The organism is Kitasatospora sp. NPDC086801, from assembly GCF_044745805.1.
Taxonomy (GTDB): Bacteria; Actinomycetota; Actinomycetes; order Streptomycetales; family Streptomycetaceae; genus Kitasatospora.
Genome location: NZ_JBIVAX010000076.1, coordinates 1 through 11,363, shown reverse-complemented (window position 1 = coordinate 11,363; position 11,363 = coordinate 1). Strand labels below are relative to the sequence as shown.

Genomic DNA, 11,363 nt, shown 5'->3' with positions numbered 1-11,363 from the left:
GAGCTGCAGTTACTCCTCGCCACCTGGGCCGGCGCCTGCCCCACCTGCCATCGCGACATCCGCATACCCACACGGACCTGACCAAGCACTACTAGGGCGTGCCCGAACAATTCCCGCCGGGCCCCGCAGCCGGCGGCCGCCGTGTCGATCGGGGCGCCCGCGGCCGCCGAGGCCGCTCCGGTCCGGTCCGAGGCGCAGGCGCAGGAGCAGGAGCAGGACCACTGTGCCGGTCGAGGCCGGCGCCGGCGGCCCGGGGCAACGGGTCGGCTGACCGCCGCGCGGACACGACGAGGGCTCGCCTCCCCGGCAGGGGGCGAGCCCTCGTCGTGTGGTCCCCGGGCGCGGTCAGACGGTGACGGTGGCGCGGAAGAGGGTCGTTGCGGTGCCGGACAGGCGGGTGGGGGTGCTGGTGGCGGGGAGGAAGGCCGACCGGCCGCGGGCGAGGTCCAGGGTGGTGCCGTCGGCGGCGGTGAGCCGGGCGGTGCCGGCGGTGCAGAGCAGGATCTGCGGGGTGCGGCCGTCGATCTCGCGGTCCTGGCCGTCCAGGACGAAGCGGGAGAGCCGGAACTCGTCGATCGGGACGGGGTAGAGCTCCTCGCCGGGGGTGCCGTCGACCGGGTGGGGGCGCAGCAGCTCGGGGGTGCCGGCCTCGAAGGCCAGGACCTTCAGCAGCTCGGGCAGGTCGATGTGCTTGGGGGTGAGACCGGCCCGCAGCACGTTGTCGGAGTTGGCCTGCAGCTCGACGCAGGCGCCCGCCAGGTAGGCGTGCGGCACGCCGGCGTCCAGGTAGAGCGCCTCGCCGGCCTGGAGCCGGAAGTGGTTGAGCAGCAGGCCGGCGATCAGGCCTCGGTCCTCCGGGAAGTCCTCGGCGATCCGGGCGTACGGCCCGTAGTCCCCGTCCGGGTCGGTCTGGGCCAGGGCCGCGGCCGTCTCCCGGACGGTCTCCTCGGCGGCCTTCCCGTCCATGGTGAGGATGGCGGCCAGCGTGCCGCGCAGCGCCTCGGCCTCGTCCTCGACGGCCAGCAGGTCGATCAGCGGGGCGAGTCCGGGCACCGCGAGCCCGGCCATCAGCCCGGCCGCCTCGGCGGGCCGCCGGAAGCCGCAGAGCCCCTCGAACCCGCCCAGCGCGCAGACCATTTCGGGCTTGTGGTTGGCGTCGCGGTAGCTCCGCTCGGGGGCGTCCAGCGGGATGCCTAGGGCGTTCTCGGCGGCGAATCCGGCGCGGGCCTGGTCGATCGTGGGGTGGGCCTGGATGGACAGCGGGATGCCCGCGGTCAGGACCTTGAACAGGAACGGCAGGGTCGGACCGAACCGGGCGACGGTCGCGGCGCCGAGTTCGCCTTCGGGGTCGGCCGCGATCAGCTCGTCCAGCCGGCGGGGCCCCTCGCCCCGGTCGGCCCGGGACGGGTCGCCGGGGTGGGCGCCCATCCACAGCTCGGCCTGCGGTTCGCCGGTCGGCTCCTGCCCGAGCAGTTCGGGCAGGGCGGTCAGCGACCCCCAGGCGTACGGGCGGACGGTGTTGATGAGCCTGTCCATGCGCGCGGTCCTACTCCTTCGCTGGGTGGCGGGTGTGCCGGATCGTCGGGCAAGGGGCCCGGCGGTGCGGGGGTCCGGGCACAGGCAAGGTCATCGACCCTAGCCGACCGGTGTCGCCCGCAGGGAAACGGCGGGTACCGGAGGGGAGTGCCCTGGCCGGACCGGTGGTTCCCGGGCGCGGTAGTAGGATGCCAGGACGCAGTAGTCTCCGCCCTGCACAGCAGTGCCCACCGTGGTCATCCCGTCGGCGGGCTGCCGGCGGAGCCGCGTTCCAGAGTGCGGGCGACGGTGTTCTGACACTCCCCGCCATCGGCCGAGAGGTTTGTACGTGACCGTGAACCAGCAGAGTTTTGCTGATCTCGGCAGGGTCCTGGTGATCATTCCGACCTACAACGAGGCGGAGAACGTCGAGCGGATCGTCGGCCGGGTCCGTGCGGCGGTCCCCGAGGTCCACGTGCTGGTCGCCGACGACAACAGCCCCGACGGCACCGGCGAACTGGCCGACAAGCTGTCCGCCGAGGACCCGAACGTGCACGTCATGCACCGCAAGGGCAAGGAGGGCCTGGGCGCCGCCTACCTCGCGGGCTTCCGCTGGGGCATCGACCACGGCTACGACGTCCTGGTCGAGATGGACGCGGACGGCTCGCACCAGCCCGAGGAACTGGACCGGCTGCTGGGCGCGCTGCGCGGCGCCGACCTGGTGCTGGGCTCGCGCTGGGTGCCGGGCGGCCGGGTGGTGAACTGGCCGAAGTCGCGGCTGCTGCTCTCCCGCGGCGGCTCGACCTACTCGCGGCTGGCGCTGGGCGTGCCGATCCGGGACGTCACCGGCGGCTACCGGGCGTTCCGCAAGGAGACCCTGCTGGGCCTGGGCATGGACGAGGTGGCCTCGGCCGGGTACTGCTTCCAGGTCGACCTGGCCTGGCGCACGGTGAAGGCCGGGTTCAAGGTGGCCGAGGTGCCGATCACCTTCGTCGAGCGCGAGCTGGGCGCGTCCAAGATGAGCCGCAACATCGTGGTCGAGGCGCTGTGGCGGGTGACCGCCTGGGGCGTCTCCGACCGGCTGGCCCGCCTGCGCGGCGCCGTCAGGGGCTGAGTCCTCGCTGCGTAGCTGCCCGGGGTCGGTCCGTTGTCACAACGGACCGGCCCCGGGCGTTTTCGTGTGCGGTGTGCGGTGTGCGGTGTGCGGTGTGCGGTGTGCGGTGTGCGTACGCGGCAGGCTCAGCAGTCGCCCGGGGGCAGGGTCCGCGCCGGCAGGTGGCGGTCGGCCCAGAGGGAGAGTTCGGTGAGCGCGGGCTTCAGCGCGACGCCGGCCTCGGTGAGGCGGTAGCTGACCCGCAGCGGCGGGCCGGCGTCGACCTCGCGCAGGACCAGCCCGGCGTCGGCGAGTTCGGTGAGCCGGTCGGAGAGCATCCGTTCGCTGATGCCCGGGATGGTGCGGCGCAGCTCGGAGAAGTAGGCGGGCCCGTGGCTGAGCACGGCGACCATGATGCCGGACCAGCGCTTGCCGAGCAGTTCGAAGACCCGGGTCAGAGCGGGCGAGGCCGCCGCGCAGTGTCCCGTGGGCACACCGGGACGGCCCTGGAGCCGGTCGGTCACGAACTCTTGGTCGGACATGGCTCCCAGCGTACCGGACCCTTCCCTAGTGACTGTAGAAAAGTAAGCTGCTACGTTAGTTGCAGCTGCGGCGGAAAGAGCAGCTACTAACTCTGTGGAGGTCCCGCCATGCCCACCCTGCTGCACATCGACTCCTCCGCCGTCGCCGACGGCTCCGTCTCCCGCGAGGTCACCGCGGCCTTCCGGGCCGCCTGGCAGGCCGAGCACCCCGAGGGCACGGTCGTCTACCACGACCTCGCCGTCGAGCGGATACCGCACCTGGACGTGCACGGCATCTCCGCCGGGTACGTCCCGGCCGAGGACCGAAGCCCCGAACAGGCCGCCGCCTTCGCCCTGCGCGAGCAGCTGATGTCCGAACTGGAACAGGCCGACGCCGTCGTCATCGGCAGCCCGATGTACAACTTCACGATCCCGTCCACCCTCAAGGCGTGGCTGGACCAGGTGATCCTGATGGGCCGCACCGCGGGCGAGACCCCCAGTGCCAAGGGCACGCCGGTGACCGTGGTCGCCGCCCGTGGCGGCTCCTACGCGCCCGGCGCCCCGCGCGAGCCGTACGAGTTCGTCACCACCTACCTGGAGAAGGTGCTGGGCGGCGGGCTCGGGTTGGAGGTCGACTTCATCGTCCCCGAGTTCACCCTGGCGCCGGTCGTCCCCGCGCTCGCCGAGTTCGCCCCCCAGGCCGCCGAGTCCAAGGCCCAGGCCCTGGAGCTGGCCGCCCGCAAGGCGAAGGCGCTGGCCGTCTGAACCGCGATGTGACCTGAGCCGGAAGGCGCGCCCCGCCGGGCGCGCCTTCCGCGCAATCGGACACCGGTACTCCCATGCTGTAGGGCGCAGGAAGTCCGACCGCCGACCAGAGGGAGCAGCCAGTGACGTCGTCCCCGCCCGAGGAGGGCGCCGGCGCGGAGCGTACGGGCGCCGAGGCCGCCGCCCCGGACACCGAGCGGCCCGCCCGCCCGCTGGAGGTCGCCGTCTTCACCGGCCCCGAATCGGCCTTCTTCGCCACCTCCACCCTGATCCTCGGCGAGCGGACCGCGATCCTGGTCGACGCCCAGCTCACCCGCAGCGCCGGCCGCGAACTCGCCGAATGGGTCGCCGGCAAGGGCCGCCGACTGCTCGCCATCGTCGTCACCCACCACCACCCCGACCACTACTTCGGCGCCGAGGAGGTGCTGAAGCTCTTCCCCGAGGCCCAGCTGCTGGCCGCGCCCGTCGTGGTCGACGGCATCCGGCGCACCGCGGCCGCCAAGGTCGCCCAGTGGAAGCCGGTCTACGGCGACGACATCCCGGACCACCCGCTGATCCCCGCCCCGTTGCTGCCGCAGCCCCTCATGCTCGACCGCCAGGTCATCCCCGTGCTGCTGCTCGGCCAGGGCGACTGCGGCGACTCGACGGTCGTCCACGTGCCGAGCATCCGGACCGTGATCGCCGGGGACTTCGCCTACAACGGCACCCACGTCTGGACCGCCGACACCACCCCGGCCCAGCGCACCACCTGGGGCCACAACCTCGGCCGGATCGCCGACCTCGGCGTGGACCGGGTCATCGCCGGCCACCGCGCCCCCGACCAGGGCGACGACGCCGCCAGGGTGCTCGCCTTCACCGGCGAGTACCTCCAGGACTTCGACCGGCTGCTGGCCGTGCACCCCGACGACCCGGAGGCGCTGGTCACCGCGATGAACGAGCGGTACGGGGAGCTGACGCTGCCGGCCATCCTGGAACTGGGCGCCGCCGCCAACACCGCCCGGGTGGCGCGAGGGGCCGAGATCGTCGAGGCCGAGATCGTCGAAGCGGAGATCATCGAGGCGGAGATCGTCGAGGAGCCCGAGGAGCCCGAGGAGGCCGCGGGCCCCGAGGGGGCCACGGAGTCCGGGAAGGGCGAAGCCGAGTAGGGCGGATACTGGCCGCATGACGCCCTACGACGTGATCGTCCCGGCCGGCGGGGCCGCCCGGCGCCTCGGCGGGGCCGACAAACCCGGGCTGACCGTGGGCGAGACCACCCTGCTCGACCGGGTGCTCGCCGCCTGCACGGGCGCCCGCACCACCGTCGTGGTCGGCCCCGGACGGCCGACCGTGCGCACCGGCGTCCACTGGACCAGGGAGCAGCCGCCCGGCGGCGGGCCGGTCGCCGCCGTCGCCGCCGGACTCGACCTGATCACCGCGCCGACCGTGCTGCTGCTCGCCGCCGACCTGCCGTTCCTGGACCGGCGGACCGTCGACCGGCTGGTCACCGTCCTCGCCGAGGCCGGGCCGGCCGTCGACGCCGCCGTCCTGGTCGACGCCGGCGGGCGCGACCAGCCGCTCGCCGCCGCCTACCGCACCGCCCCGCTGCGCACCGCGCTGGCCGCCCTCGGCGACCCGGCCGGCCTCCCGCTGCGCCGCCTCACCGGCGGCCTCTCCCGCCAGCTGGTGGCCGACACCGACAACGTCGCCTACGACTGCGACACCTGGGAGGACCTCGAACAGGCCCGGGAGCGCGACCGTTCCTAGGGCGTGCCCGAGGGCTCGTGTTCACGGCCCGTACGGGTGCCCCCGCGCCCCGGACGGGAAGCGACGCGCGCCGCACACGGGCGGAACGCCTCGGGGAAACCGCCGATCAGGCAGCATGGGCGCATGGAGCGCACGCTGGAAGACTGGATCGCCGAGGTCAGGGCCGACCTGGGCATCGCTCTGGACGTCGACGTCCGGGGACTGCTCGACCTCGCCCGGGTGGTCGCGCACGGGGTGGCCCGCCCGGCCGCGCCGCTGACCGCCTTTCTGATCGGCTACGCGGCCGCCCAGCAGGGCGGCGGGCCGGAGGCCGTGGCCGAGGCCGCCCGGCGGACGGCCGCGCTCGCCGAGCGCTGGAGCGCCGCCGCCGGGCCGGGCGAGCCGTGAGCGCCGTCGAGCAGACCGCCGTGGCCGCCCCGTCGACCGGTCCCGGCGTGCTGAGCTGGCCGCAGGCCCGTGAGGCCGCCCGCCGGGCCGGACTGCGCCCGCTGCCGGCGATCGGGCTGCCGCTCGCCGAGACGCTCGGCCGCACCCTCGCCGAGCCGCTCACCGCGCTGACCGACCTGCCCGCCTTCGACACCTCCGCGATGGACGGCTGGGCGGTCGCCGGGCCCGGCCCCTGGCGGGTCGCAGGGCGGGTGCTGGCCGGCCGGGCCGCATCCGCGCCGCTCGCCGACGGCGCCGCCGTCGAGATCGCCACCGGAGCCCAGCTGCCGTCCGGCGCCACCGCCGTCCTGCGCCGTGAGCACGGCCGCACGGACGGCACGCTGCTGCACGACCGCGGCCTCCACCCGCTGACCACCGGTCAGGACGTCCGGCCGCGCGGCCAGGAGTGCCGCCGTGGCGAGGCGTTGCTGCCCGGTGGCGTCCCGGTCGGACCGGCGGTGCTCGGCCTGGCCGCCGCCTGCGGCCACGACCGGCTCGCCGTGCGCCGCCGCCCGGTGGTCGAACTGCTGCTCCTCGGCGACGAGTTGCTCGCCTCGGGCCTCCCGGGCCCGGGCCTGGTCCGGGACGCGCTCGGGCCGCTGCTGCCGCCCTGGCTGCGGGCGGCCGGTGCCGAGGTGGCCGAAGTGCGGTCCGTCCGGGACGACTTCGGGCTGCTCCGGGACGCGCTGCGGCACTCCACCGCCGACATCGTGGTCACCACCGGCGGAACGGCGGCCGGCCCGGTCGACTTCCTGCACCGGGCACTCGCCGAGGCGGGCGCCCGGCTGCTGGTGGACGGCGTGGCCGTCCGCCCCGGACACCCGATGCTGCTGGCCCAACTCCCGTCGGCGGAGTTCCCGTCGGCTGGCTCCGCCTCGGCCGGGCTCCCGGGCGAGCGGCACCTGGTGGGCCTGCCCGGCAACCCGCTGGCCGCCGTCGTCGGGACGGTCACCCTCGCCCTGCCGCTGCTGCACGCCCGCAGCGGCCGGTCCGCCGGCGCACCGGCCCTCGCGCCCGCCGCCGTCGGCCTGCCCGGGCACCCGGTGGACACCCGGCTGCTGCCCGTCCGGCGCACCGCCGACGGCGTCGTCCCGCTCGCCTTCGACGGGCCCGCGATGCTGCGCGGCCTCGCCCGGGCCGAGGCGCTGGCCGTGGTCCCGCCCGGCGGCGCGGCGGCCGGCGCCCCCGTCGAACTGCTGGAGGCGCCGTGAACGGGCCGGCCACCGAGGCGTGCGCGTCCTCCGACGACAGCGGGGAGGTGACCGCATGAGCAGGCTGCGGGGTGCGCCCGCCCCGGGGACCGAGCCGTGGTCGGACGCCGGGATCGTGCTGCCCGCGCGGCGGACCGCGCCCGCCGTCCGGCAGGTCGGCTTCCGGCTGCTGCTGGCGCTCGCCGTCCTGGTCGCCACGACGGTGATCGTCTACCTCGACCGGGCCGGCTACAACGACAACGCGGGCGGCGAGCTCAGCTTCCTGGACGCGGCGTACTACGCCACCGTGACGCTCTCCACCACCGGGTACGGCGACATCACCCCGTACAGCGACGGCGCCCGGCTCACCAACATCTTCGTGATCACCCCGCTGCGCGTGGTGTTCCTGATCATTCTGGTCGGGACCACGCTGGAGGTGCTCACCGAACGAACCCGCCAGCAGTGGCGGTTGAACCGCTGGAGGTCCACCGTGCGCGAGCACACCGTCGTCATCGGGTACGGCACCAAGGGCCGCAGCGCCGTCGACACCCTGCTCGGGCAGGGCGTGAAGAAGGAAGAGATCGTCGTCGTCGACCCGCAGCGCAAGGTGATCGACCAGGCCGCCCGGCACGGCCTGGTCGGCGTGGTCGGCGACGCCACCCGCACCGACACGCTGCTGCGCGCCGAGGTGCCCACCGCCGCCCGGGTCGTGATCGCGCCCGAGCGGGACGACACCGCCGTCCTGGTCACGCTGACAGCGCGCCAGCTGAACAAGGGCGCCACCGTGGTCGCGGCCGTCCGGGAGGACGAGAACGCCCCGCTGCTGCGGCAGAGCGGCGCCGACGTCGTCGTGACCAGCTCCAGCTCGGCCGGACGGCTGCTCGGCCTGTCGATGCTCAGCCCGCACGCGGGCGCGGTGATGGAGGACCTGCTCACCTACGGCAACGGCCTGGACGTGGTCGAGCGCCCCGTCACCCGGGCCGAGGCCGGGCACAGTCCGCGCGAGTGCGAGGACCTGGTGGTCGCGGTGGTCCGCGGCCGGCGGGTGCTCAACTACACCGAGCCTGAGGCCGCCGTGCTCCAGCTCACCGACCGGGTGATCGTGATCAAGTCGACCGGCTGACGCGGGCCTTGCCCCCGCCGCGCCATGACGCACAGTAGGTTCGGGGCATGCATGCGATGACGATTCCCGTACCCGGCGGTCCCGAGGCGCTCGTGTGGGCGGAGGTGCCCGACCCGGTGCCCGGCGAGGGCGAGGTCCTGGTGGAGGTGGCGGCCACCGCCGTCAACCGCGCCGATCTGCTCCAACGGCAGGGCAACTACAACCCGCCGCCGGGCGCCTCGCCCTACCCCGGGCTGGAGTGCGCCGGTCGGATCGTTGCCCTCGGCCCGGGGGTGTCCGGCTGGGCGGTCGGCGACGAGGTGTGCGCGCTGCTGGCCGGCGGCGGGTACGCGCAGCTCGTCGCGGTGCCGACCGGACAACTGCTGCCGCTGCCCAAGGGCCTGGGCTTCGAGGAGGCCGCCGCGCTGCCCGAGGTCGCCTGCACGGTGTGGTCCAACGTGTTCCTCACCGCCCACCTGCGGCCCGGTGAGACGGTGCTGCTGCACGGCGGTGCGAGCGGCATCGGGACCATGGCGATCCAGCTGGCCAAGGCGGTCGGCGCGCGGGTCGCGGTCACCGCGGGCAGCGCCGGGAAGCTGGCCCGGTGCGTCGAACTCGGCGCCGACATCGCGATCGACTACCGGGAGCAGGACTTCGTCGAGGTGGTCAAGGAGGCCACCGGCGGGGCCGGGGCGGACGTGATCCTGGACATCATGGGTGCCAAGTACCTCCAGCGGAACGTGGACGCGCTGGCGGTCAACGGTCGGCTGGTGATCATCGGGTTGCAGGGCGGCGTGAAGGGCGAGCTCGACCTCAACGCGCTGCTGCGCAAGCGCGCCGCGGTGATCGCCACCAACCTGCGCGGGCGCCCGCTGGCGGAGAAGGCGGCGATCGTGGCGGCGGTGCGCGAGCACGTGTGGCCGCTGGTGGAGTCCGGGGTGGTGAAGCCGGTGATCGACCGGGTGCTGCCGCTGACCGACGCCGGCGAGGGGCACCGGGCGCTGGAGGCGGGGGAGCAGGTCGGCAAGGTCGTGCTGCGGGCCTGAGCCGGGCTGCGGTCTGAGGGGCCCTGCGGTGGCCCGAGGGGGCCTGAGGGGGCCTGAGGGGGATATCCGAAATGCCTTAATTGTCGGATTGTGTGAGGCTGGTCCGGAGCTGTCCCGCCGCCGACCCCGCCCGCGCGCGGTCGGCCGTCGGAAGGACCTCCGACCGTGGCCGCACCAACGCACCTCCTCGGGCCGCTGCCCGCCGCGCCGCACCACCGTCGTACCCGCCGTACCCGCCCGGGCCGGGCCCAGCGACTGATCGCGGCGGCCGTGCTCGGGCTCACGCTCCCGTTGGCCGCCGCTTCGGCGGCCGTCGCCGTCGTGCCGTCGCCATCGCCGTCGCTGTCCCCGTCGCCGATGGAGGAGACGGGCGAGCAGGCGGTGCCGGCCGCCGAGCCGGCGCCGGCCGCGGCTCCGACGGCCTCGCCGCCTCCGCCGGCCGTCGCCTCCACCGCTGAGCCCGGAGCCGTCCCGGCGGCCGCACCGCCGCAGCACCCGCGCCCCGGCCGGGGCGAACCCCGGGCCTACCGGCACCGGCCGGCGTTGGCACCCGAGCGCGCCGACGCCGCCCCGAAGCGGACGCCGGAGCAGGCTCCCCAGCAGGTCCCCGCGCGGGTCCCTGACCGGGCCCCTGAGCAGCCTCCCGCGCGGGCCCCCGACCAGACCGCCGAGCAGCCTCCCGCGCAGGCCCCCGACCAGACCGCCGAGCAGACCGTCGAGCAGGCCGCTACGGGTGACCAGCCCGAGGCCGACCAGGACACCCCGGACGCGGCGGCTCCCACCGACGACGCCGGGCCGGACACCGCCACCACCGGGACCGGCCAGGCCATCGCCGCCGCCGTCCCCACCGTCCTGCCCGCCCGCTGGCGGGACGCCTCGACCGTCCAGTTCCCGCTGGGCGCGGGGCTGGGGCTGATCGGGTGCGGCCTGGGGTTGATCGGGTTGCGGTTGCGCCGGGGGTGAGTCGTGGGCCGGGGGGTGTGGCGGGGGAGGTTCGGTGAGGGGTGTGTGATGGACCAAGACGGCCCCAGGCGGGCCGGTGCGGGTCGGGAGCTGAGTATCCGTACGGATTCCGGGGCGGCGCGCGAAGGCGTACCGTCGTCAGCGGTGGCTCAGGACGGCGGGTGTACGGGGGCTTCCGCCCGACCAACCCCAGTGAGAGAGAATGTTGTTCATGACGAATCCGATGAACGAGCGCTCGTTTCAGCAGCCCTTCCAGGCCGCGGGCGGGCAGTCGCAGGACGGCCAGAAGGTGCTGATCGTCGGACCGGACGGGCTGCCCGTGGGCCAGGGGTTCGCCGGCTCGGCGGGGGACGAGGACGGCGACCTGCCGCGTGAGCTCCCGGTGACCGAGATGGTCGAGCAGCCCGCGAAGGTCATGCGCATCGGCAGCATGATCAAGCAACTGTTGGAGGAGGTCCGGGCGGCGCCCCTCGACGAGGCCAGCCGGGCCCGGCTGAAGGACATCCACGCCAGCTCGATCAAGGAGCTGGAACTCGGTCTGGCCCCCGAGCTGGTCGCCGAGCTGGAGCGGCTGTCGCTGCCCTTCACCGAGGACAGCATTCCGACCGAGGCGGAGCTGCGGATCGCCCAGGCCCAGCTGGTCGGCTGGCTGGAGGGCCTGTTCCACGGGATCCAGACCGCGCTGTTCGCCCAGCAGATGGCGGCGCGGGCCCAGCTGGAGCAGATGCGGCGGGCGCTGCCGCCCGGTCTGAACGGCGGCGAGCCGGACGAGGACGAGCCGGGCCAGGGCCGCGGCATCCGGTCCGGCCCGTACCTGTAACGGGCCGCCGGCACCGGACGTACCACGACGATCCGCCCCGGGCCGAGGGGCCCCCCGCCCGCGGCGCCCCCGCCCCGGGGCGGGCCCGCCCCGGGCCCCACCCCGCGGCGGGGGGCGCCCCCCCCCCCCCCGGGGCCCGGCCGGGGGCCCCCCCCCGCCCGGGGGCGCCCCCCCCCCCG

General features: G+C 75.1%; 11 protein-coding genes and 1 pseudogene. 10 read left to right on the top strand and 2 right to left on the bottom strand.

What is annotated here, in order from left to right:
- Nucleotides 1-345 precede the first annotated feature (345 nt).
- On the bottom strand, nucleotides 346-1,536 hold the full coding sequence (gene manA, locus ACIPLC_RS37590; RefSeq protein WP_400477565.1) for a mannose-6-phosphate isomerase, class I: 1,191 nt from the start codon (nucleotides 1,534-1,536) through the stop codon (nucleotides 346-348).
- Between the two features lie 328 nt (nucleotides 1,537-1,864).
- Between manA and ACIPLC_RS37585 the strand changes: the two genes are divergently transcribed.
- A complete protein-coding gene (locus tag ACIPLC_RS37585; RefSeq protein WP_400477564.1) occupies nucleotides 1,865-2,629 on the top strand; it encodes a polyprenol monophosphomannose synthase in 765 nt (254 codons plus the stop codon).
- A 125-nt stretch (nucleotides 2,630-2,754) separates the two neighbouring features.
- Here ACIPLC_RS37585 and ACIPLC_RS37580 read toward each other — a convergent pair whose 3' ends face one another.
- Nucleotides 2,755-3,150, bottom strand: coding sequence for a winged helix-turn-helix transcriptional regulator (locus tag ACIPLC_RS37580; protein ID WP_400477563.1), 396 nt, complete (start codon nucleotides 3,148-3,150; stop codon nucleotides 2,755-2,757).
- A gap of 108 nt (nucleotides 3,151-3,258) precedes the next feature.
- On the opposite strand from ACIPLC_RS37580, the gene ACIPLC_RS37575 reads away from it, so the two are divergent.
- From ACIPLC_RS37575 to ACIPLC_RS37535, 9 genes and pseudogenes are all read left to right on the top strand, one after another.
- The gene (locus ACIPLC_RS37575; RefSeq protein WP_400477562.1) at nucleotides 3,259-3,894 is read left to right on the top strand and encodes an FMN-dependent NADH-azoreductase; all 636 of its coding nucleotides are present in this window, start codon (nucleotides 3,259-3,261) and stop codon (nucleotides 3,892-3,894) included.
- A gap of 122 nt (nucleotides 3,895-4,016) precedes the next feature.
- Nucleotides 4,017-5,039, top strand: coding sequence for an MBL fold metallo-hydrolase (locus ACIPLC_RS37570; RefSeq protein ID WP_400477561.1), 1,023 nt, complete (start codon nucleotides 4,017-4,019; stop codon nucleotides 5,037-5,039).
- A gap of 16 nt (nucleotides 5,040-5,055) precedes the next feature.
- Nucleotides 5,056-5,637, top strand: coding sequence for a molybdenum cofactor guanylyltransferase (locus ACIPLC_RS37565; RefSeq protein WP_400477560.1), 582 nt, complete (start codon nucleotides 5,056-5,058; stop codon nucleotides 5,635-5,637).
- 105 nt (nucleotides 5,638-5,742) lie between these two features.
- Nucleotides 5,743-6,024: pseudogene (locus ACIPLC_RS37560) on the top strand (DUF6457 domain-containing protein); the annotation flags it as partial.
- The gene (locus ACIPLC_RS37555) at nucleotides 6,021-7,274 is read left to right on the top strand and encodes a molybdopterin molybdotransferase MoeA (RefSeq protein ID WP_400477559.1); all 1,254 of its coding nucleotides are present in this window, start codon (nucleotides 6,021-6,023) and stop codon (nucleotides 7,272-7,274) included. The pseudogene ACIPLC_RS37560 and the gene ACIPLC_RS37555, both read left to right, overlap by 4 nt.
- 55 nt (nucleotides 7,275-7,329) lie before the next feature.
- Nucleotides 7,330-8,376 (top strand): potassium channel family protein, encoded by a 1,047-nt coding sequence (locus ACIPLC_RS37550; RefSeq protein ID WP_400477558.1) that lies wholly within the window; start codon nucleotides 7,330-7,332, stop codon nucleotides 8,374-8,376.
- A gap of 47 nt (nucleotides 8,377-8,423) precedes the next feature.
- Nucleotides 8,424-9,401, top strand: a complete 978-nt coding sequence (locus ACIPLC_RS37545; RefSeq protein WP_400477557.1) for an NAD(P)H-quinone oxidoreductase — start codon at nucleotides 8,424-8,426, stop codon at nucleotides 9,399-9,401.
- Between the two features lie 165 nt (nucleotides 9,402-9,566).
- Nucleotides 9,567-10,364, top strand: coding sequence for a hypothetical protein (locus ACIPLC_RS37540; protein WP_400477556.1), 798 nt, complete (start codon nucleotides 9,567-9,569; stop codon nucleotides 10,362-10,364).
- A gap of 211 nt (nucleotides 10,365-10,575) precedes the next feature.
- Nucleotides 10,576-11,184, top strand: a complete 609-nt coding sequence (locus ACIPLC_RS37535) for a bacterial proteasome activator family protein (protein ID WP_400477555.1) — start codon at nucleotides 10,576-10,578, stop codon at nucleotides 11,182-11,184.
- Nucleotides 11,185-11,363 lie beyond the last annotated feature (179 nt).

What these genes read in the sequence shown, in the direction of transcription:
- manA (WP_400477565.1), bottom strand. Translation starts at nt 1,536, where the DNA reads ATGGACAGGCTCATCAACACCGTCCGCCCGTACGCCTGGGGGTCGCTG.
- ACIPLC_RS37580 (WP_400477563.1), bottom strand. Translation starts at nt 3,150, where the DNA reads ATGTCCGACCAAGAGTTCGTGACCGACCGGCTCCAGGGCCGTCCCGGT.
- ACIPLC_RS37575 (WP_400477562.1), top strand. Translation starts at nt 3,259, where the DNA reads ATGCCCACCCTGCTGCACATCGACTCCTCCGCCGTCGCCGACGGCTCC.
- ACIPLC_RS37565 (WP_400477560.1), top strand. Translation starts at nt 5,056, where the DNA reads ATGACGCCCTACGACGTGATCGTCCCGGCCGGCGGGGCCGCCCGGCGC.
- ACIPLC_RS37550 (WP_400477558.1), top strand. Translation starts at nt 7,330, where the DNA reads ATGAGCAGGCTGCGGGGTGCGCCCGCCCCGGGGACCGAGCCGTGGTCG.
- ACIPLC_RS37545 (WP_400477557.1), top strand. Translation starts at nt 8,424, where the DNA reads ATGCATGCGATGACGATTCCCGTACCCGGCGGTCCCGAGGCGCTCGTG.
- ACIPLC_RS37535 (WP_400477555.1), top strand. Translation starts at nt 10,576, where the DNA reads ATGACGAATCCGATGAACGAGCGCTCGTTTCAGCAGCCCTTCCAGGCC.